The sequence below is a fragment of the Acinetobacter sp. 16 genome (assembly GCF_033439925.1).
Classification (GTDB): Bacteria; Pseudomonadota; Gammaproteobacteria; order Pseudomonadales; family Moraxellaceae; genus Acinetobacter; species Acinetobacter junii.
On the sequence record NZ_CP137746.1, the window covers coordinates 1,879,631 to 1,902,430 of the forward strand.

Annotated in this window: 18 protein-coding genes and 4 pseudogenes; 5 read left to right on the forward strand and 17 right to left on the reverse strand. The window is 36.5% G+C overall.

What is annotated here, in order from left to right:
* Positions 1–5: 5 nt before the first annotated feature.
* From atzF to R2H34_RS09240, 12 genes and pseudogenes are all read right to left on the reverse strand, one after another.
* Complete coding sequence (atzF, locus tag R2H34_RS09185) at positions 6–1,832, reverse strand: allophanate hydrolase (protein ID WP_318342247.1); 1,827 nt, start codon at positions 1,830–1,832, stop codon at positions 6–8.
* Positions 1,833–2,190: 358 nt separating this feature from the next.
* Positions 2,191–3,026 (reverse strand): annotated as a pseudogene (locus R2H34_RS09190) (IS3 family transposase); the annotation flags it as partial.
* Between the two features lie 73 nt (positions 3,027–3,099).
* Positions 3,100–3,689: pseudogene (locus tag R2H34_RS09195) on the reverse strand (uracil-DNA glycosylase family protein).
* 129 nt (positions 3,690–3,818) lie between these two features.
* Positions 3,819–4,691: an MBL fold metallo-hydrolase gene (locus tag R2H34_RS09200; protein ID WP_004962018.1), complete on the reverse strand. Its 873-nt coding sequence runs from the start codon at positions 4,689–4,691 to the stop codon at positions 3,819–3,821.
* A gap of 14 nt (positions 4,692–4,705) precedes the next feature.
* Positions 4,706–5,116 carry a DUF6691 family protein gene (locus R2H34_RS09205; RefSeq protein ID WP_004911272.1) on the reverse strand — a complete coding sequence of 137 codons (411 nt, stop codon included), beginning with the start codon at positions 5,114–5,116 and terminating at the stop codon, positions 4,706–4,708.
* A complete protein-coding gene (locus R2H34_RS09210; RefSeq protein WP_136695358.1) occupies positions 5,113–5,532 on the reverse strand; it encodes a YeeE/YedE family protein in 420 nt (139 codons plus the stop codon). Before R2H34_RS09210 ends, R2H34_RS09205 begins: the two co-directional genes overlap by 4 nt.
* Before the next feature lie 570 nt (positions 5,533–6,102).
* Complete coding sequence (locus R2H34_RS09215; protein WP_136695359.1) at positions 6,103–6,576, reverse strand: DUF6438 domain-containing protein; 474 nt, start codon at positions 6,574–6,576, stop codon at positions 6,103–6,105.
* A 118-nt stretch (positions 6,577–6,694) separates the two neighbouring features.
* Positions 6,695–7,399 carry a 2-C-methyl-D-erythritol 4-phosphate cytidylyltransferase gene (ispD, locus tag R2H34_RS09220; RefSeq protein WP_125318648.1) on the reverse strand — a complete coding sequence of 235 codons (705 nt, stop codon included), beginning with the start codon at positions 7,397–7,399 and terminating at the stop codon, positions 6,695–6,697.
* Positions 7,383–7,754 (reverse strand): cell division protein FtsB, encoded by a 372-nt coding sequence (gene ftsB / locus R2H34_RS09225; protein ID WP_004911282.1) that lies wholly within the window; start codon positions 7,752–7,754, stop codon positions 7,383–7,385. Before ftsB ends, ispD begins: the two co-directional genes overlap by 17 nt.
* A 10-nt stretch (positions 7,755–7,764) precedes the next feature.
* Positions 7,765–9,054, reverse strand: coding sequence for a phosphopyruvate hydratase (gene eno / locus R2H34_RS09230; RefSeq protein ID WP_004911285.1), 1,290 nt, complete (start codon positions 9,052–9,054; stop codon positions 7,765–7,767).
* A gap of 45 nt (positions 9,055–9,099) precedes the next feature.
* Positions 9,100–9,957, reverse strand: a complete 858-nt coding sequence (gene kdsA, locus R2H34_RS09235; RefSeq protein WP_004954227.1) for a 3-deoxy-8-phosphooctulonate synthase — start codon at positions 9,955–9,957, stop codon at positions 9,100–9,102.
* 32 nt (positions 9,958–9,989) lie between these two features.
* Positions 9,990–11,627 (reverse strand): CTP synthase, encoded by a 1,638-nt coding sequence (locus tag R2H34_RS09240; protein ID WP_004911289.1) that lies wholly within the window; start codon positions 11,625–11,627, stop codon positions 9,990–9,992.
* Positions 11,628–11,995: 368 nt separating this feature from the next.
* On the opposite strand from R2H34_RS09240, the gene R2H34_RS09245 reads away from it, so the two are divergent.
* Together R2H34_RS09245 and R2H34_RS09250 are read left to right on the forward strand one after the other, a co-directional pair.
* Positions 11,996–12,439, forward strand: a complete 444-nt coding sequence (locus tag R2H34_RS09245; RefSeq protein WP_136695360.1) for an internalin — start codon at positions 11,996–11,998, stop codon at positions 12,437–12,439.
* Between the two features lie 230 nt (positions 12,440–12,669).
* Positions 12,670–13,512 (forward strand): annotated as a pseudogene (locus tag R2H34_RS09250) (metal-dependent hydrolase).
* Positions 13,513–13,557: 45 nt separating this feature from the next.
* On the opposite strand, the gene R2H34_RS09255 reads toward R2H34_RS09250, so the two are convergent.
* From R2H34_RS09255 to R2H34_RS09270, 4 genes are all read right to left on the reverse strand, one after another.
* Positions 13,558–14,652 carry a YheT family hydrolase gene (locus R2H34_RS09255; RefSeq protein WP_004962042.1) on the reverse strand — a complete coding sequence of 365 codons (1,095 nt, stop codon included), beginning with the start codon at positions 14,650–14,652 and terminating at the stop codon, positions 13,558–13,560.
* A gap of 19 nt (positions 14,653–14,671) precedes the next feature.
* On the reverse strand, positions 14,672–15,388 hold the full coding sequence (locus tag R2H34_RS09260; protein WP_136695222.1) for an SGNH/GDSL hydrolase family protein: 717 nt from the start codon (positions 15,386–15,388) through the stop codon (positions 14,672–14,674).
* A 33-nt stretch (positions 15,389–15,421) separates the two neighbouring features.
* Entirely contained in the window at positions 15,422–15,829 is a 408-nt protein-coding gene (locus R2H34_RS09265; protein ID WP_004962049.1) for a nuclear transport factor 2 family protein, read from the reverse strand.
* A gap of 73 nt (positions 15,830–15,902) precedes the next feature.
* On the reverse strand, positions 15,903–17,927 hold the full coding sequence (locus R2H34_RS09270) for an NADPH-dependent 2,4-dienoyl-CoA reductase (RefSeq protein ID WP_213075448.1): 2,025 nt from the start codon (positions 17,925–17,927) through the stop codon (positions 15,903–15,905).
* Between the two features lie 124 nt (positions 17,928–18,051).
* Here R2H34_RS09270 and R2H34_RS09275 point away from each other — a divergent pair, with 124 nt between their 5' ends.
* Together R2H34_RS09275 and R2H34_RS09280 are read left to right on the forward strand one after the other, a co-directional pair.
* On the forward strand, positions 18,052–18,612 hold the full coding sequence (locus R2H34_RS09275) for a PadR family transcriptional regulator (protein WP_004962055.1): 561 nt from the start codon (positions 18,052–18,054) through the stop codon (positions 18,610–18,612).
* Complete coding sequence (locus R2H34_RS09280) at positions 18,612–19,532, forward strand: alpha/beta fold hydrolase (RefSeq protein ID WP_039047342.1); 921 nt, start codon at positions 18,612–18,614, stop codon at positions 19,530–19,532. The genes R2H34_RS09275 and R2H34_RS09280 overlap by 1 nt, the downstream gene beginning before the upstream one ends.
* A gap of 48 nt (positions 19,533–19,580) precedes the next feature.
* On the opposite strand, the gene R2H34_RS09285 is transcribed toward R2H34_RS09280, so the two are convergent.
* Positions 19,581–20,621, reverse strand: a complete 1,041-nt coding sequence (locus tag R2H34_RS09285; RefSeq protein ID WP_039047343.1) for a 3-deoxy-7-phosphoheptulonate synthase — start codon at positions 20,619–20,621, stop codon at positions 19,581–19,583.
* Between the two features lie 608 nt (positions 20,622–21,229).
* Between R2H34_RS09285 and R2H34_RS09290 the strand changes: the two are divergent.
* A pseudogene (locus R2H34_RS09290) lies at positions 21,230–22,800 on the forward strand (ATP-binding cassette domain-containing protein).

The window sequence follows — 22,800 nt, forward strand, 5'->3', positions numbered from 1 at the left end:
CCCAATTAATTCGCTGTGTTTGCTGCTTGGCTGTTACGATGCTGGATATAGGCTCTCCATCCACCAAAATGACTAATATTCTCTGCATCATCTATGCCATAAGGCTCACAGATAAATCCTTTCACCCAACGTCCATCTTCTAACTCGACATTACCCATGCCTAAAGGTGTCGGAATTTCAGCCACAAATTCACCAAATCGAGCAGTTGGGACATCCCACAATTCAACAATTATGCTTTGACCATCTTGCTGACGTACTAAGCCGGGTTTCGGTGGAACGGTGCCATTCAAAGCATAAAGCGCATAGTTTTTAGAGGTCGTTGTGGTTTCGATATGTACGGCATCACGTGTGGTGAGCTGAAAATTTAGCGGCATACCTGTCAAATGAGCACCGACGACTGCAACGCGAATATGATGTTGTGAAATAGGTGTAGAAGAACTTAAAGGCAGAGCTTTATCCAATGCCCCTAATTTCAGTGCAAGATAGTTTTGCCAAGCTTTGCCAAAATGAACTAATGCTGCATCATGCCAAGCTGGTGCAATTAGAGTGATCCCGAATGGTAAATGATCAGCTCTAAATCCTGCTGGTAAAGCTAAAGCACTCAAATCTGCCAAGTTGGTAAAGTTAGTGTAGGTTCCTAAATGAGCGTTATATTCAATCGGATTTTGTTCAAGCTGCTCAATGGTATAAATTGTAGGTGCGGTTGGAACAATTAAGGCATCAAAGTCAGCCAGTCTTTGTTGGATTTTTCGAGCTAAATCTTGTTTTAAATATTCTGCATTGTAAGCATCCACCGCTGAATATTTTTCGCCGTTTTTAATAATTTCTAATACCGTTGGATCAAATGCATCAGGATTAGCTTTCAGTAAATCTTCAACGGCTGCGGTACGTTCTGCCACCCATGAACCTTGATATAGTTGCGCTGCCAATTGCTCAAAATCTGAAAAATCAATTTTAGTGATTTCAGCATTTAATGACTCAAGTAATTGGATTGTTTGCTGAAACGCTTTTTCAGCCTGTTCATCTCCAAAGAAATTTAGTTTTTCTGGAATGGAAAATTTTAATTTGCTAGAGAAATGCGCTGGCACATTCTTTGGATGCTTACGTGAATAGCTGTCCAATGGATCATATGCTTCTAAAACATTTGCAACTAAGTCTGCATCTGCAACAGTTAAAGCAAAGATCGAAATACAATCTAGACTTTTACATGCAGGCAATAAACCACGATTTGAAAATCGCCCTTTGGTTGGTTTTAGCCCAACAATATTGTTAAATGCCGCTGGTACACGTCCAGAACCTGCGGTATCTGTGCCTAATGCAAATGGGACAAATCCACGAGCAACCACACTTGCTGAACCAGAACTTGAGCCACCACTGACATATTTAGAGTTAAATGTATTTGCAACAATACCAAAAGGTGAACGCGTTCCCACTAAACCCGTTGCAAACTGATCAAGATTAGTTTTACCAACTACGATTGCACCCGCTTGCTTCAACAAACGCACTGTTTCGGCATCTTGTACTGCAATTGTATTTAATGCCTTACAAGCTGCGGTAGTTACAAACCCTGCAACATCAATATTATCTTTAACTGCAAACGGAACGCCGTAGAGTGGAAATTGTTTTGCTAAACTCTCAGCTTCTTTAGTTAATTCATTGAGAAATTGAATTTGCTGTTCAATCTGTTCTACGGTCGCAATTGAAATCCACGCATTATCTTGAGGATCAATTGATGCAACTAAATCTTTTAAAGTATCAAGTTGGATTTCATTTTTTGAATAAGCTGTTTGCCACTCTGAAATTGTCCAACCTAAAGTTTTTATCTCATTCATTTTATGAATCCCATCTTGTATACAAGTTTGGATAAATAAATGCAGAAAGTGTGCCAGTTTATTTTTTACATAAAATTCAATTAATTAACTTATTCACCATGAAATTTTAAACTTGTAGATTAACTAATGGTGCTAAAAAGGCTTTGTTTTAATGCGCTTGCGCCACAATTCAGCAAGATGCGATTTTATTTAAGGGCTTAAGCTTAGTTTTAGAGCAAAGTTTTTCTTGAATTTTGCAATTTGAGAAATTGAAGCTATGAATTTGATCATTGTCAGTTCAGTTTTGAGCAGAACAAAAATCTTGATCGTTAGAACTCTATATTTTAGGTATTTTTTGATATGTGGCTTTGAGATGCTTAATTTTGTTCTTTGGATTTCTTCGCCACAAAGCCATCAATAACGCATCTAAAACCAAATCTGTCGTGATTCTTGATTTCATAGACCAGCCAACAACAAGACGTGAAAACAGGTCAATCACCACCGCAAGATATAACCACCCTTCATGTGTACGGATATAGGTAATGTCCGTCACCCATAATTGGTTCGGCTGAGTTGGATTAAACTGTCGATTTAAGCTATTTGCGGCAATGACAGCCGGAGTACCAGCGCAAGCTCTAGGCTTACGATAACCACGCTGTGATTTAAGACCATCTGCTTTCATCAGCCGATGTACTCGATTGATCCCGCAACTTTCGCCAACATCTTTCAAATCACAGTGAATTTTGCGATAGCCATAGACTCCGCCAGATTCCAGCCAGAACTGTTTAATCAGTCCTGAAAGCTGTTGCCGTTTCCTTGCAGTTTTACTGGTGGGTTGCTTTAACCATGCGTAATAACCACTGTGATGAACATCTAACGTTGAACATAAACGACGAACAGGCCATATGTGCTGATTGTCCTGAATAAAGGCGTACCTCATTTGGACTGGCTTGCGAAGTACACCGCGGCCTTTTTTAATATGTCCCTTTCTTCAGTAACCCGTTGCAGTTCTTTTTTTAACTTTGCTAATTCTGCGCTTGGATCATTAGATTCTATTATCTTGGGCTGCTGTGGATCATAACGTTTAATCCATGCATACAGACTATGAGTGGTGGTTCCTAAACGTGCAGCAACTTCAGCCACACTATGACCTTTCTCAGTGACCTGTTTTACTGCTTCAATTTTAAATTCTTCAGGGTATCGTTGTCCACTCATAATGTTCTCTCCTATGCAAAAAGAATAGACGAAATTTGTCTAGGAGAGTGGTGGCAGTCCACTCTGTATTTAACTAAACCAAGCCAATTTCTTCAAAAAATAGCTTATATGCTTCTGCCTTCTTATCTAGAGCTAAAGGATAAGCACGTGACGATGAAGGTAAACGATATAAACTTAACTCTCGCTCCATATAGTTTACTTGCACAGATTGTCCAATCATCGGTTAATGGGGTTCTCAGGAAAATGTTGCATCAGTGTATCTGTCGCTTTATCACCGGTCGTCATAATGGTGTGACATGCAGGAATTTGGATGAGTAATTCTGACAAATCTGTAGGCGTAACTATTTCTAGAAATTTATCAGATGCATTGCCTTGTAATCTTTTAATTTGAAATGCGGTATCGAATATTCCTACGCCAATTTCTATCAAAAATTCACGAATTTTTTGTTCTTTAAAGTTTTTGTTTGATAAATCAAGAAAATAGTTTTTATCTTTGAAAAATATCAATCCGAATATTCGCCACATGTCATTTTGATAATTTGGATAGTAAAAATTCATCTTCCATCTGTTTTGAGGAGGAGGAAAACTTCCCAACATTAGCAACTTAGCATTATATGGTAAGAATGGCTTCAGTGGATGTGTTTCAATTTCAAAAATAGTCATTAAAATCTAAAAACATGAAAAATTTAAAACAGTTTAATCAATTATTCTGTATCAAAATAGCTTTCACATTTCTAATAGAAAATAAAAAAAGAAGATAACGTGTATCTTCCTTTTTTATCAGTTTTTTAATCAGCGTTTAAAAAAATTGAATGGTAACTTTAAATACCGCACACCATTACTTTCTGGTTCTGGAAAACGACCTGCATCCATATTGATTTGTATAGATGGCAGAATCAACTTTGGCATCGCCAAAGTCGCATCACGTGCCTGACGCATCTTTACAAAATCTTGTCGATCGGTATCAGATTTCAAATGAATATTACTTTGTTTCTGTGCAGCAATTGTTGTCTCATAGAAATACTCATTTCTACCTTCAGGCTTATAATCATGGCATAGATAAACACGCGTATCATCAGGTAGTTCATATAACTTTTGAACAGAATCAAAAAGTATATCCGCACTTCCTTTAGGAAAATCACATCTCGCCGTACCATAATCTGGCATGAATAAAGTATCACCAACAAAGACAGAATCACCAATGACATAACTCAAGCACGCTGGCGTGTGTCCAGGCGTTGGAATATTATAAGCATCTAGATGACCAATCTTAAAATGCTCATCATCTTTAAAGAGATAATCAAAGGTTTGGTGTGAATTAAACATTTTCACATCAAGATTGTATATTGAGCTAAATGTTTCTTGCACAATACCGATCTTTTCACTCATCGCAGTCTTTCCACCCAAATGTTCTTTGAGATACTGAGATGCAGTTAAATGATCTGCATGGACATGTGTTTCTAGTATCCACTCAACCTTTAACTGATGAGTCTTTACGAAATCAATAATTTGATCTGCACTATGAGTTGATGTAGTAGCAGATGCAGCATCATAATCTAGAACACTGTCAATTACGGCACATACTTTAGTTTCTGGATCAGTCACCACATAACTAAATGTATTTGTATTTTCATCAAAAAATGCTTTGACTTTAGGATGTTGCATCTAATCTCTCCTACTTATCGTTCTGCCCATATGCGATGAATAAAGATACCGAGGAACATTGCTCCGATAAAATACCATGCTTCAGCATAGCCTAACCCAATCAGAGTAATTGCAGGTGCAGGACATACACCAGCTATCCCCCAACCTATACCGAACAGCATCGAACCAACGATCAATTTTTTATCGATCTGCTTATTAGTGGGTAATGAAATTACTTCACCGAATAATGTTTTTGGATTTCGGATCGCTTTTTGGAATGGAATGATGGCAATCGCAATAGCCCCAATCATCACAAACATTAGGCTAATATCCCACTCACCAAAAATGTCTAAAAATCCTAAAACTTTTTCAGGATTTGACATACCTGAGACCATTAGTCCTAGTGCAAATAATCCGCCAAATATGAACGCAAATACATTTTTCATATCGCAACTCCTAAAATATGGCGAATAACGAATACAGTCACGATTCCAGCTAGCATAAATGTGACCGTTGCAACGATCGAACGCACTGATAAGCGACTCATACCACAGATACCATGACCACTAGTACATCCCGAACCTAATCGCGTGCCAAAACCCACCAAGATTCCAGCAATGATTAATCCAATTGGTGAGGATTTAATCACAACCTCAGGTTCAACAAATAATTGGTATATGAAAGGAATGATGAATAAGCCAGACAAGAACCAAAATGCAGGATTATTCAAAAGTGATTTAGGTTGTAAAACCTGCGCAAGCAAGCCACTAATCCCTGCAATACGACCATTTACATACAAATAGCCCACTACTGCAATTCCAAGGATAGCACCGCCAATCAAAGCTAAAATAATGCTAGACATTGTTTTACTCTTTTAAAACATTATATGTTTTTATAATATATTATTTTGCATATTTAATGAAGTAATTATTCAAAAACTATACAAATCTTTTTGTACCTTTTTTCAACAATTCTCTATGTGTATTAAATCAAACATATGATTTAATTTAATAATTTATTTAATTTAATTTTTAACAAAAAATATTTTTTGACCATTGGAAAAAATTCAACGCTCTGCTCTATTTACACTTTAAAACCTCGTCCTTTTAATTTAAACAACCGTTAGAGACATAAGTTGATGTTATCTAAAGTTAAAAAACTAGGTAATAATGCTTAGAAAATTTGATATCGTCTTTTCTAGTTTAACTATCATTAGCATAAATAATGGTTGGGTTGTTAACTAAAACATAAAGTTTTTAATCAAGCGATTCTCAAGTTTGAGCTGATTTTAATTTATTAATTTTATATGGTTTTTTACAGACTAATTCTCAATAGTTTTCTATCTAAGCTGCCGTACACAGTTATACGACAGATAGTTTTTTACAATCTAAGAAATTTCTACAAGCAGTATGCTCTTGGCATAAGACAACACTTATATCAGTTCTTCAATTCCTATTAATGTAGGTAACTTATCAATTAATTTGTTTAATTCATCATTTGCAGGAGAAATACAACCAGTGTAATGACTCAAACGTGTTGTAGTACCATCTGCTTGTTTCCACCAAAAATAAGAACTAGGTTTATCTGTTGCAGTTTGCACACAACCTGTTGTTTTTACATTAGAACCAGTTTCTGGACGATACGTTTTTAATTCACTTTGTAATTTCTTATACACAGCTGGATCTACTTGAAGATCGCGTGTGCCCGTTACTTTAGTGTATTGTTTGCCCTCGAAATGAACTGTTCCATTAGGTGAAACTTCAACTGAATAAATTGGACATGCACCAAAACATGGGCTTGTTGAATAACGGATCGTTTCTTGAGCTACATTTTGAGATTGCTCAGGTGTTGAAGCACAACCAACTAATGCCAATGTAAAAAAACCTGAAAGTAATAATTTTTTCATTTGTTAATCCGTTGTAAAGTTTAGTCAATAAATTTATCAAATAGTGAAATAGTTGTCATTTATATTGGTGTTACAATGATTAAATGTTCAATTATGCTTAGGCTATTTTTATAAAAAATTAATTTATGGCTTGTGATTGCAATATTAAACGAGCGAGTTCTAAATCATCTGGATAAGTGATTTTGATATTATCTGAACGACCTTGTACAACTTGTACGGGTTCATTTACATATTCAAGTGCACTTGCCTCATCAGTAATTACAATTTGATCTTTCAGTGCTGTCTCTATTGCATTTTTTAATATGCTTATCTTTGCCACTTGTGGTGTTTGAGCTTGCCACAATAGATCACGACTCACTGTTTTCTCTATTTGATGGTCTTCAACTACTTGTTTTAATGTATCTCGAACAGGTATAGCTAAAATGGAACTCTGATCTGACTCTATAGCAGTAATTATCAATTTTTCGAGACAATCTGTTGTAACGCAAGGGCGTGCTGCGTCATGTACGAGAACCCAATCATTTTCATCTGCAATATTTAATAAATACATCAAAGCATTTAATACCGAATGAACACGCTCAGCTCCCCCCTTACAAAAGTGAAGCCTATCTAAGTGCTCAAAAGCTAATGTCTGGGCAAAGTTATCGCTCTCACCTATAGCGATAACACATCCAGCTAACTGCAAAGTATTGAGCCTGTTGACCGTATGCTCAATTACTGTACGCTGAGCAATATATTGATATTGTTTTAATTCAGATTTTGAAAAACGACTACCTGAGCCTGCTGCTGGTACAACAGCCCATAATTTAGTCTGGATTTTCATTGGTTGGGGCATCTAATTTTGCATTTGGATCGATATAGATCGGTTTGTAATGGGTACTGATCGTACTCATTTGCACAAAGGTCTCATTTGGTTTGATTAAACCTAGATCGAGACGTGCATGTTCTTCAATCGCTTCAGTTCCATTTTTTAAGTCAAAAACTTCAGCCGCTAAAATGCGATTACGCTCTTTTAGCTCTTCATTGATTTCAGCTTGCTGCGTGATTTGTTGAGCTAAAGCTTGATGAGGGAAATATCCTCCCTCACCTAACCAAAATTGGTACTGTAAGCTTGCAATCAGAACGATTGCAAGCAACAGAATCAATTTACTCGAAGTTGATCGAAAGACTTCTAGCATAATTCAGAGATTATTTTAAACCTTTGAATTCAGCTTTACCGCGGTAAGCTGCTTTAGTCAATTCTTCAATACGAAGTAATTGGTTATATTTTGCAACGCGGTCAGAACGGCATAGAGAACCAGTCTTAATTTGACCAGCTGCTGTACCTACTGCCAAATCAGCAATAGTCGAATCTTCTGTTTCACCAGAACGATGTGAAATAACAGTTGAATAGCCATTTGCTTTAGCTAGATAGATAGCATCTAATGTTTCAGTCAAAGTACCGATTTGGTTATATTTGATCAGAATAGAGTTACCTACTTTCTCATCAATACCACGTTGTAAAATCTTAGGGTTTGTTACGAATAAATCGTCACCAACCAATTGGATTTTGTCACCAAGAATTGATGTTAAGTAGCTCCAACCTTCCCAATCAGATTCATCCAAACCATCTTCGATCGAGATGATAGGATATTGATTTGCAAGACCAGCTAAATAATCAGCAAATTGATGGCTTGTGAAAGCACGGTTACCTTCGCCTTCTAAAACGTATTGACCGTTTTTGTAGAACTCAGAAGATGCGCAGTCTAAAGCAAGCATCATGTCAGAACCAGCTTTATAACCAGTTAACTCAATTGCTTGTAAAATAACTTGGATCGCTTCTTCATTAGAGCGTAAGTTAGGTGCAAAACCACCTTCATCACCAACTGCAGTATTTAAACCTTGTTTCTTTAAAACTGATTTTAAAGAATGGAATACTTCAGCACCAGCACGTAACGCTTCAGCAAATGAAGTGAATCCAACTGGCTCAATCATGAACTCTTGAATATCAACAGTGTTATCTGCATGCTCACCACCGTTGAGGATGTTCATCATCGGTACAGGCATAGTCAAGATAGTTTGACCACGAAGGTCTGCGATATATTGAAAAAGAGGAAGTTTCTTTTCTTCAGCAGCAGCACGCGCAGCAGCTAAAGAAACTGCTAAAGTTGCGTTTGCACCTAATTTTTCTTTGTTTTCAGTGCCATCAAGCGCGATCATTGTATTATCAATGTCTTTTTGCTCAAAAACTGATTTACCCAACAAAGCGTCACGAATCAATGTGTTAACATTGTTAACTGCTGTACGAACACCTTTACCTAAGTAACGAGATTTATCTCCGTCACGAAGTTCTAAAGCTTCACGAGAACCAGTTGAAGCACCAGATGGTGCACATGCACGACCAACAACCCCAGATTCTAAAATTACGTCTGCTTCGATGGTTGGGTTACCACGAGAGTCCAAAATTTCGCGTGCACGGATGTCAACGATTTGGCTCATGAACAATTCCTCTGTTTAATGAATAAAAAGATGTATTTTCATACATCAATGGGTATCTAACTTTTTGAATCCTTTAACTAAAGTATCCAATTCTTTTAACTGTGCCAAGAATGGCTCTAATTGAGATAAGCGTAATGCACATGGTCCATCACATTTCGCTACTTCAGGCTCTGGATGTGCTTCTAAGAACAAACCAGCTAAACCAGTCGCCATGCCTGCACGTGCTAACGTCGTAATTTGGGCACGACGACCACCAGCTGAATCAGCACGTCCACCAGGTGTTTGCAATGAGTGCGTCACATCAAAGAACACAGGGACATTCATTTCTTTCATGATGTCAAAACCAAGCATATCAACAACTAAGTTGTTATAACCGAATGCTGAGCCACGTTCACAAAGAATTAGTTTGTCATTTCCAGCTTCAAGACATTTATGCAAAATATGGCGCATTTCATGTGGAGCTAAGAATTGTGCTTTTTTAATATTGATAATGGCCTGAGTCTTAGCCATCGCCTCAACTAGATCAGTTTGACGACTTAAAAAAGCAGGTAATTGGATAATGTCAGCAACTTCAGCAACTGGAGCTGCTTGATATGGTTCATGTACATCAGTAATGATAGGGACATTAAATTGTTTCTTAATGTCAGCAAGCCATTCAATCCCTTTTTCTAAACCAGGGCCGCGAAAAGAATTCAAACTTGAACGATTCGCTTTGTCAAAGCTCGCTTTGAACACGTAAGGAATATCTAAGCGCTTGCAGATGTCAATATAAGTTTCAGCAATTTCGAAAGCTAAATCTTTTGATTCTAATACGTTCATTCCGCCAAATAATACAAATGGCAAATGATTTGCCATTTGTATATCGCCTAAACGTACAACTTCTTGTGGTTTTAATTGTGACATTTAAACTTTCCCAGTTTATTTAAAGAACTGCATTATTTACCTTGTTGGTGCTGTTTTTTCGCAGCATCAATAAAACCAGCAAATAATGGATGTCCATCACGTGGTGAACTTGTAAATTCTGGGTGGAATTGTACAGCAATAAACCAAGGATGTTCAGGAATTTCTACAGTTTCAACTAAATGTTGTACAGAAGAATAACCTGAAATTTTCATACCAGCTTCTTCAAGCGTAGGAATGAAACGATCATTCATTTCATAACGATGGCGATGACGCTCAGTAATTTCAGCTTTACCATAAACTTCGCGAGTTTTCGTGCCTTCAACCAATTCTGACTTTTGAGCACCAAGACGCATTGTTCCGCCTAAGTCTGATTCAAGACTGCGCTGTTGTAATTCGCCACGCTCGTCTAACCATTCAGTAATTAAGCCAATTAATGGATATTTAGTTGAACGATTAAACTCTGTAGAGCTTGCTTCTGGAATACCTGCTACATTGCGAGCATATTCAATTACAGCGAGTTGCATACCTAAACAAATACCCAAGAAAGGTATTTTATTTTCACGTGCATACTGGATCGCACGCATTTTACCTTCAGTACCGCGCTCACCAAAACCACCTGGCACAAGGATCGCATCAGCAGTATTTAAAACACTAATATCTTGTTGTTCAAGATCTTCAGCATTTACATAATCAATCTGAACTTTTACGCGATTTTGGATACCAGCATGTAAAAGTGCTTCATTGACAGATTTATATGCATCTGGCAATTCAACATATTTACCAACCATAGCTACACGTACCGTGTACTCTGGATTGAGTAATGCTTCAACAACATTATCCCAATCTTCAAGATTTGCTTCAGGAAGATCATTAAAACCAAAACGTTCACAAATTAAATCGTCAACATTCTGTTCATAAAAATTACGTGGGATTTGGTAAATTGTTTTCGCATCTTTACAAACAACAACTGCACGCGCTTCTACGTTAGTGAAAAGAGCAATTTTACGTTTAGTATCAGCATCAACATCATATTCAGTACGACAGATTAAAATGTCAGGTTGAATACCGATTGAAAGTAATTCTTTAACTGAGTGTTGAGTAGGCTTTGTTTTTAACTCAGCAGCTGATTTGATATACGGCAACAAAGTCAAATGCATGAGCATTGTACGTTTATGACCCAACTCAACCATAAGTTGACGAACCGACTCCATAAATGGAAGTGATTCGATATCACCAACAGTCCCGCCAATTTCTACAATAGCAACGTCGTAACCTTCACCTGCACGAAGAACACGCTCTTTAATATTGTCAGTAATATGCGGAATTACTTGAACTGTACCGCCTAAGTAATCACCACGACGTTCTTTATTCAAAACATCTTGATAAACACGACCACTTGTAAAGTTGTTTAATTTGGTCATTTTCGCACGACGTAAGAAACGTTCGTAATAGCCCAAATCTAAGTCAGTTTCAGCACCATCCTCTGTGACGAAAACCTCACCGTGCTGGAATGGACTCATGGTACCTGGATCGACATTAATGTATGGATCCATTTTCACCATAGTGACTTTTAAGCCACGGGCTTCCAAAAGTGCAGCAACAGAAGCAGCAGAAATACCTTTACCTAGTGATGAAACTACACCACCAGTGACAAAAATAAAATGGGTCATTGAGTTTCTCGTACAATCGAGCCGAAATCGGCCTACAATGTTGTGCAATTTTACTGTACTCTGCCCTAATAAAGCAAAGTCAAACCGCATCAATTCAAAGAACTATAAACAACTGGCTATTCTATCAGCATTTTCGATAAAAATTTATCGGAATTGTGGATATTTCATACATAAATTCTTTTTGCTTGGCTGACAGTAATCATTTTCAAGTTTAGATTATGATTTTTTAGTTTTTATCACTTTAAAAAATTAGTATAGCCGGTGCAAGCAACTATAAAATATCAACAAAGCTGTTTGATGTAAGTGATTTATTCTTTTAATTTGCTGATATAATTCCCCCTGTCCTTTTTTAATATGTTGTTTTAACAATGGCGAATAAAAAACTTTTACTTTGTGCAGCGATTGCTACTGGTCTTTTATTAACTGCGTGCGTCAAAAAAGAAGAGCCTAAAAACGAAGATCAGCAAGAACAAACTGCTGAAACTGAAACGAGTCAAGCACAAACTGAGCTTAAGAACAGTGAGTTTGAAACGCTTGAAAGCGTAGATAATCAAGAAACTACAGCTCCTGTTACCGAAACTATTCGTGAAGAAACTCCAAATACGACAACTGAAGTTCGTCGTGAGATTCGCCCTGCTGAAACAACTACTAGCAGCCAAACTCAATCTTCTACAACAGAACAACCTAAACCGACTCAAACTGAGCCAAAACCAGTAAAGACGGAACCACAGAAGCCAGCTACTCCAGCTCAATCTGAAGAAGATGCTGTTGCAGCAGCAATTGCGGCAGCTACACCTGCGCTTAATAATTAAGTTATCTTATGAATACCCAAATCAAACTTATGGTTTGGGTATTTAATTCATAAAAAATTTTATCTTCTTTTATCCTTTTACTCTGAAACACATGTCAGAAACGATTCTCTATCTATCAGTTAGGGACAATATTATCTATCTTCTTCAAAATTAATTGACAGGAAAAGAATATAGAACTAGCTTCCACCTCATAAGTTCTATTTTAGAACCCATAATAAATGGAGTAAATAATGAAAACTAACTCAACCCGTTTACCTGCCTCATTTCCTGTACGTCGCATGGATTACAATTTCGAAAATACACCTAAATACTGGTGTGCTAATGATCCAGCAATGACGCATTATTTCACCGGACTCTCAACCTTATTTCCAGAAGGTGAATCTTATTTCGTGCGATCAGTAAGAGCATTACGAGAACATGCAAAACTGAATGAAGCATTAGATAGAGAAATTAGTGCTTTCATCGGCCAAGAGGCTATGCATTCAAAATAACATCATGCTTTTCATATTAGCGCTCAACAACATGGCATGAATCCTGAATCTTTGGAAAAAGTTATTGGTATTGTTCTCAAAGGTCTTGAAAAAGTATTTAGTAAAAAGTGGAATTTACTTGTTACTGTAGGTTTAGAGCATTACACAGCTGTACTTGTCGTAAGTATGATGGAAACTGTAAATGAGTATATGACGGATAAAACTATACGAGATTTATGGTTATGGCATAGTGTTGAAGAAACCGAGCATAAAGCGGTAGCTTTTGATTTATATGAATATTTATATGGAAATGGATTAAATGCTTACCTTCCTCGGGTCACAATTTTCACTTTAAGCCTGATTCTTATTACTGGACTTTCAACAATCTACCAAATAGTTTTAATGAAACGAGATAAACAATTATCAAATCTTAAAAGGCAAAACTTCTTTAATTTTGCAGCTAAGCAATATAAAACATTTATTCCCAAATTCTTTGAATACTATAGATATGACTTTCACCCTAACCAGACTAATGAAAAAAATTTAGTTGCAACCACGAAAATAAAACTTGGAATAAAAGATACACCTGCTTTGGTATCTTAAAATAAAAAAAGCCCATTCACACATGGGCTTTATTCCTTAAATTACTTAGCTTGAACGCTGAATAAGAAAATAATCTGAAATAAGTCGTGCTGACCAAGATGAAGTTTGCCAGCCTTCATAAAATCCACAGTGGCTTCCTTTTTTCGTTGTAATCACAGCAATATTATCCATTTGCTCTATAGCAGATTTATATGGATGAAAGTTTTTGATCGAGCACACAGGATCATCTTCAGAGTTTAGAATCATCAATGGAATTTTTATATTTTGAAAAACATATATCGGATTAATCGCTTTACAGTAGCTCTCATAATCTCTAAAACCTGCCATTTCAAAATAGACTTTTTCAAACTCTTCAAGAGTTGTTGATGCTAAAACCTTTTCTAATGAATCAAGCTGTTTCCATGTAGATTGGTAAGGATAAATAAAATGTTTAAACAATTTTTTCGTCATTAACTTTGTGTAAAACGGATGAACATTTTTGAATCCAATTTCGGTGTTATAACCAGGACACATCGCAAATGCAGCTTTAAAAGGTGTGTCTAGACCTTGTTCACCCAAATAACGCACTAATAGTCCAGTTCCAGCAGAAGAACCAACAGCATACAAATCAGACTCAGGAAATATATGTTGAATATGCGTAAGTTGTTCTTTCAAATCATCTGTCGATCCAAAAAGTGAAATGCGAGGTACAGGCATTGGTAAACCAGCGTGTCCACGACGTAAACATAGCGCGATTCTCCATCCTGTGTATTGATGCAAATCTTTTACTAGTTCTCGCATACTTTCAGGTGAACCCGTAATGGTATGCATAATAACAATCGTCGGTGTTTGCTTAGGCAAGTCGTATCCATACCATGCTATTCCTGTAACACCACCATCCTGCATAGTGAGTTGTTCAATACGATCATATTGAAGCTTTATCGTTTTTTTTCTAATAACATCAAAATACAACAGATGCATGTGATTGTTAGACAACCAAGGTGTTGGGCGGTACTTTTGTTTTAGCTGAGGCAATTTCTCTAAGATATTTTTAATCTTTCCATTTGGTGAATAATATGTCTTTGGTTTCTCTGCACCAACCACAAGATCAAATAACTCTAAGCCCAAAACTTTAATTTTATTTAAATTAGAAATACCCATAGATGACAATAGCCTTAAATTATGAGGTGAAGAATTCTCGCACTAACGACGCGACCTGTTTCCCCCAGATCTCGTAAATTTCTTTACTTGGATGAAACCCATCTATAGCCATGGGTAGATTCATCTCTTGAAAATGTTCAAGATCAAATTCAATAAACTTAAATATTGGTTCAGTTGATAAATAGCCTTGTAATTTTTTATTCATTTGTTGAGCATGTTTTCCAAATATCCAAGCAAGTGGATGAGGTAAAGCTGGAAAATGCTGCATAGGTGGAACACCAGTTACAATAATCAATTTTGGATCAAATTTCTTTCGTAATTCGGTAAACAATTGTTTTTGCTGCTTTATCCACAAGCGAGTTGAGGTAAGTTTAGTCACGTCATTTACCCCAATTGAAGTGACGATCACATCATAAACTTGCGGCTTTAAAGCATTAATTGCATCAATGACTTGTCTAGTATTATTACCAGTTTTAGCATGTAAAGCCCATGTCAGTTTATATTCATTCATAAGCTGTGAAAGTAATACGCCTGAAAGAGCTTGATGCTGATATTCAACACCAACTCCTGCAGCAGCAGAATCACCTAAAATAAGCAATGATAATGGTCGACCAAGACCTACAATTCCTTGACGTTCTCCAATTGGCTCTATAAGTTTTGGTGTACGTTGTTTAACAACAATTCCTTGAGCAACTATGACTGGTAGTAGAAATAATGTCGATATTTTTAACCACATCTTAATTCAAATTTACTTAGGCTATTTTTAATATTAAGTAGCTTGATATTGGGAGATTCTTTGACCCATTTGCTCTGCTAAGGCAGCCAAACCACTCATTGGCCGAATCATCACTTCAAAATCAATAATTTGCCCTCGATCATTGAAGCGAATCATATCGATACCTTTTAATGATTTACCACTCACATTCGCACTAAATTCTAGCACTACATTTTCACCATCTTCCGTAAAGAACTCACGATGATAAGTAAAGTCCTGAAAAACTTGGATAACATTGGTCAAAATAAAGAAAACAACCTGTTTCCCTTCATACGGTTTATAAGCGACAGGTGATCTAAATACCACTTCATCTGCTAATAAATCATTTAAGATGGACATATCATTGGTTTCTAACATTTGATGCCATTTTTTGATTGATATTTGAGTTGTTGCAAGTGTCATTTTTATTGTCCTATTAAATTTATATGGTCTTGAAAAGGGCATTTTCTTAAAATAGAAAACACCCTTTTATTTATTATAGAATTGCCGCTAGTTCAGCACCTTGACGAATTGCACGCTTCGCATCTAACTCGCCTGCTTCTTTTGCACCACCGATAAGATGAACATTTTTACCATCAGCTTTGAGTTGATCATACATCGCTGTATATGATTCTTGGCCCGCACAAATTACAACGTTATCAACTTCTAATACTGTTGTTTTTCCATCAACAGTAATATGTAAACCTAGATCATCTACTTTGTCATAACTTGCACCTGCGATCATTTTTACATCGCGGTGTTTTAAGCCTGTGCGGTGAATCCAGCCAGTTGTTTTACCCAGACCTGCACCTACTGCCGAAGCTTTACGTTGTAATAAATAAATTTCTCGTTCAGATTTTTCAAGTTCAGGTTGTTTCAGACCACCAACATGCTCGTACGCTGTATCAATACCCCATTCTGCATAGAATTTTTCAGGGTTTAAGCTACCGCTTTCACCTTCGTGACTTAAATACTCAGCAGTATCAAAACCAATACCACCAGCACCAATAATCGCCACACGTTTTCCTACTGGTACACGCTCTTTAAGTACTTGGATATAACTTAGAACTTTTGGATGATGAATGCCTTCAAATTGTAATTGACGTGGTGTTACACCAGTAGCTACAACAATTTCATCATAGTTTGCTTTGCTTAACTCTTCATAAGTTACTGTATGGTTCAGCACCAACTCAATATTTGGTTGTAATTCGATTTGACGCTTGAAGTAGCGCAGTGTCTCGTAAAACTCTTCTTTACCGGGAATCGTTTTAGCGATATTAAACTGTCCACCAATCTGATTACTTGAATCAAAGATTTTAACTTTATGACCACGGCTAGCTGCATAAGTTGCAAAACTCAACCCTGCAGGCCCTGCACCAATTACTGCAATATTTTTTACGGCATTTGTTTCCTTGAAAATTAGTTCAGTTTCATAACATGCACGCGGATTGACTAAACATGTCGCAATCTTCATAGAGAAAATATGGTCTAAACATGCTTGGTTACAACCAATACAGGTATTGATTTCATCACTGCGATTTTCTTTAGCTTTTAATACAAATTCTGCATCCGCCAACATAGGACGAGCCATTGAAATCATATCAGCATGACCTGATGCTAAAACATGCTCAGCCATTTCAGGTGTGTTAATACGATTCGAAGTGATTAATGGAATAGATACACTTCCTTTAAGTTTTTCCGTTACCCAAGTGAATGCAGCACGAGGTACTTTTGTAGCAATCGTTGGAATACGTGCTTCATGCCAGCCGATCCCTGTATTAATAATTGTTGCACCCGCTTTTTCAATTTCTTTAGCAAGGTGAATCACTTCTTCTAAGCTAGAACCACCTTCTACCAAATCGAGCATAGATAAACGATAAATAATAATAAAGTTCTCGCCCACTAAATCACGCGTACGTTTAACAATTTCGATTGGAAAACGGATACGATTTTCGTAGCTACCACCCCACTCATCATCACGATGGTTGGTACGTGCGGCAATAAACTCATTAATCAGGTAGCCTTCTGAGCCCATGATTTCTACGCCATCATAACCTGCATATTGTGCTAATTTTGCACAATTCGCAAAGTCATCAATGGTTTGTTGAACTTCTGCAGAACTTAATGCTTTTGGCTTAATTGGGTTGATTGGAGCCTGAATTGCAGAAGGTGCAACGTTATTTGCTTGATAAGAATAGCGACCAGTATGAAGAATTTGCATAGCAATCTTACCACCTGCATCATGTACAGCTTGGGTAATCACTTTATGTTTTTCTGCTTCTTCGATTGAATCTAATTTTGTTCCATGCGCAAAAACAACACCATCATCGTTTGGAGATACACCACCTGTAACAATTAATCCAACCTCACCTTTCGCACGTTCAGCATAGAATACTGCCATGCGTTCATAGCCTTGTGGCGCTTCTTCTAAACCAATATGCATAGACCCCATAAGCACACGGTTTTTTAAAGTCGTAAAGCCTAAATCAAGTGGCTGAAGTAAATGTGGATAAGCTGACATAAATTCTCCTATGGCTAGCAATCTGCTTGCTAATGCAACTTGTTGCATAAAGTTATAAACAATATTTGATTTTTATGCAACATTTTGCATAATCTTCATAGTCACATTTTATTTTTGGATGTTTATGTCTCTTGCCCATGTTTTATTGACGAGTTTATTAGAAAAACCAAGCACTGGTTTCGAACTTGCTCGTCGTTTTGATCGCTCTATGGGCTTCTTTTGGAACGCGACACATCAACAAATTTATCGTGAACTCAATGGAATGCTCAAAAAAGGTTGGATATCAACCATTGAAGAAGAAACAACAAACAGTCGTAAAAAAACATATCAAGTCGAACAATTAGGTCGCATACAATTAGCTGCATGGATCGAGCAACAAAGTGAACCTGCGCAACTAAGAGATGATTTGATGGTTAGGTTGAGGGCTGAAGCACAATTAGGTGGCAATACGATATTACCTGAGTTGATTCGCCACTTAGAGTTACACAAAGAGAAGTTAAAATTGTACCAAGCCATTCATGACAAAGACTTTAAAAATAACGAGCCAACAAATCGTATTTTATTTATCCATAAAATGATTCTTGAACTCGGTATTATTAAAGAAAATGAATGGATAAAATGGTTACAGAAAATGATCCCTCAGCTCAAAAAGTTTGAGGAAGCGGACAAGATTGGAGAAAAATAATGCCGTTTTACACCATGCCTGATCAAGAAAAATTATTTGTACGACGTGTTGGCGAAGGAGAACCTGTACTCGTCTTATCAGGACTTGGTATGCAAAGCTGGCAATGGCTACCTTTTTTATTTTCCAATCGCAATCAATATGAATTTATTATCCCAGATTGGAGAGGATTCGGCGGCTCTAAAAATTGTGTAATTCCATCAATGGATGCTATCTCAAGCCATTGGAATGATGTAGATGCACTCATCAAACTGCTTAATTTAGACCAGTTTATCCTGATGGGATATTCTATGGGTGCAACGACTGCTATGCATGGAATGAAACATGGTGATTTAGCTAAAAAAATTAAAGCCTACCTTCATATTGATCAAACACCAAAAATTGCTGTTGATGATACTTGGCAATATGGTCTATTTGGAACAAAGTATTCTCAATTCAAAAGTTTACTTCTCGATATTCAAACACTTTTATTGGATTATAAGTCTGCAAAAAGGCTTGAAGATTTACCTAAAGACATTCGATATCAACTTGTAAGTCTTTGGAGTGCATTTATTGAGTTACAAAGCAATAATGCTTATAGTCCAAAAATCTTTAAACTGGCATTAAATCGACCAGTTTTACAAAAGTATTTACTACCTATTCAACGACTAGACTATTTACTTTGGTATGTTGAAAATTATCTGAATCATGATGAAGATTACCGTGATGCCATCAGTCAATTAGAGTGTCCAACAACGTTCTTTATTGGCCGAGACTCTACGCTTTATCCAGAAACTGGACAAACTTTAGTTGCTAATAGTCTAGCAAATGCTCAAACAATCTATTTTGAACGTTCAGGGCATACTCCCTTAATTACCGAACCAAGAAAATTCTCTCAAGAAATTGGGCGTTTTCTTAGTAGTAATTCATTGGATGCTGCATAAAAAATACAATAAAAAAGCCAATCAACAAGATTGGCTTTTTATGATCAATCAGGATCTCATTTGCTCAGCGATTTCCAAGAGAACTTGTTCAGTTTTATCCCAACCTAAACAACCATCCGTTACCGACTGACCGTAAGTCATATTACATGAAATCTTTTGATTTCCATCAACCAAGTGGCTTTCGATCATCACACCACGTACTTTGGATTCTGCACGTTCTGCAATAATTTGTTTTAGTACATTTGGTTGCTGTAATGGGTCTTTACCACTATTGCCATGACTACAATCAATTACTAATGCAGGTAAATGTTTATGTTTGAAGTGCATCGCTTGAATTGAAGCCAAATCATAATTTGTACCATGGTTTGAACCACGCAAAATTAAATGCGGTAAAGGGTTGCCATTGCTATGCAAAATAGCAGGTAAACCTTGCTGAGTCATTCCAAGGAATTGATGACCATTTAAAGCAGATTGAATTGCATCCAAAGCAATCTGAATCGAACCATCAGTACCATTTTTAAAACCAATACTATATGGCATATGGCTTGCGATCTCACGATGAATCTGAGATTCACTTGTACGTGCCCCAATCGCTCCCCAAGCCAACAAGTCATCAAAATAACCTGTTGCCATCGGACTTAAAATTTCACTCGCGATCGGCAAACCTTTTTCAATAAGTTGAATATATAGCTCACGAGATTTTTCCAATCCCAATTGTAAATCTGATGATCCATCTAGGTTTGGATCATATAAAAAACCCTTCCAGCCAACTGTTGTACGTGGTTTTTCAATATAAGCACGCATTACAAGAAATATTTGATCTTTAACTTTTTCTTGGAGTTTTTGTAGGCGATCAGCATATTCAAGTACTGCGATAGGATCATGAATCGAGCATGGACCTGTAATCACCATAAGTCGAGGATCATGACCAGATAAAATATTCTGAATCGTTTGACGATGTTTTGAAATTTGCTGCACTAAATTTGCAGACAATGGATACTGCGCTTTGAGTTGTGATGGCAAGCTAAGCATTGATTCTTTTATTTGCGTTTGTGATGATTGTTTCAAAGCCGTATTTAAAGCATTCATTTTCATTTCCTTTGGACTGAAATCAGCCCGAGTATTTATTTGAGCAAGAGTGATCTAAGTGATGTTGATTTTTTTGCAAAGTAAAACCAAGAAATCTTGCTAAAATATGAAATGTTTGATGTATACATAATATTTCTCCTAAATTAATGAATCTTAAAGCATAAAAAAACCTGATCGGTGTTGCCGATCAGGTATTAACTGGTTGGGCAACCCTTTCGCTGCCCGAAACGCATCAGGCAACTAGATATATTGCCAAAAGTAAAAGTATGCGTTCGTGTTTACAGTATGCTTTAACATGTTTATTTCAAATATCTTAAAAACTGTTGCTTAGTTCTAAGTTACGCACTATTTCTGTATTTGACAAGCACTTTTTATGTTTTTTTAATTTTACCTAAAAAATAGACAGTAATTGATCTTTTAACCAAGCTTCAATAAAATAGCACAAAAATACATCACCACGAGTATACGCCAATGAAGTAAGTCCTATTTTTCATCATCAAATTCAATTTCTTTTTTGATGTGCAAAATAGACTTATCTATGGTTGGACCACTCATATTCTAAAACTGATTTCGATCTATTTTTGCATATCCTGTTTATGAGGTTTCTTATGACTCAACAGGCATGTGTCGTTTCAAATTTATCGCTCGAACTAGCACAAAACAAACTATTTACTAATTTATCTTTCCAACTTCCAATTGGACAATTCACTGGTTTAATTGGAAGAAATGGACAAGGCAAATCTCTTCTGATGTCTATTCTTCATGGAGAAAAAACAACTCTACCCTATTCAGGTCAAATATCTTGGTTACGCCCACATCAAGATCTTCACCAGCTTCAACGTATCCAATCAGCGACTATTGCTGAGACACTGGAAATAGAAGACTTATATTTTTGTTTTGAACGCATTAGTAATGGAACTGCAACATTGACTGATTTTGATCAAGTTGAACATCTTTGGCATTTACCTTCTGAATGGCAACAACTATTAGAAAGTGCAGACTTACCCACTGATCTAGGTAAAAGTACAAATCAATTAAGTGAAGGACAAAAGACTAAACTTGCACTTTGTCGTTTATTCTTACTTAAAGATCATTATCTATTACTGGATGAACCGAGCAATCATTTGGATACGCAAGGAAGAAAATGGCTCGCTCAGCAAATGGAACTACATCCAACAGGCGGACTCATTATTAGTCATGACCGCCTACTACTCGCTCATGTAGAAGGTATTTTCAATTTAAACCACTTAGGTTTGCACTACTATGGAGGAAATTATGATCTTTATCACCGACAGCATCAGTTGCAAATACAAGCATTATCTCATTCAGTTCTACAAGAAAAGCGTGATTTGAAACAACTCAAAGAGCAACAACATCAAAGCCAAAAGAAAGCACAAAAAAGAAAGAAAACAGGTGAGAAATTAAGAGCTTCAGGATCTCAAGCGACAATCTTACTTGATGCAAAAAAGGAGCAATCTGAACAATCACTCTCTCAACTAAAAAAACAACAGATCAAACAGCTTACTCAAGCAAAAGATGAATTACAGCATAAACAACATCAACTGGAATATTACAAATCACAATCATTTGAGTTTACACATCCTACAAAAATATCAGGAAAAATATTACGCTGTTATGAATTAAAAATAGCTTACGCCAGTACAAATCCAATTCAGCTTGCGATTAAAGCAGGAGAAAAAATACATTTGAAGGGTGTAAATGGTTGCGGTAAATCGACTTTTTTAAAACTATTCAAGGTTTAATCAAACCTATAGCTGGAGAAATCTATTCAAATGCGAAATTATTATATTTAGATCAGAATCTTTGTTTACTCAATCAAAATATATCCGCTTATGCATTTCTTAAAAGTATTGACTCAAATCTATCTGAGCAACAAATACGAACAGCTTTAGGAAATCTACAAATTCGTAGAGATAAATCGCTTGCTCCGATAAGTACTCTGAGTGGTGGAGAGCGTTTAAAGGTCGCTTTAGTTGCTTTGAAATTCCAAACAGTTGAACTATTACTCTTAGATGAGCCAGACAACCATTTAGATATAGAATCACGAGAACTTTTAGCTCATGCTATCCGTTCATTTCATGGTTCCGTCATCTTAGTTTCTCATGATGAGCTCTTTGTAAAAGAATGCAGCATAGAAGAAAGTTATTTATTGAATTAA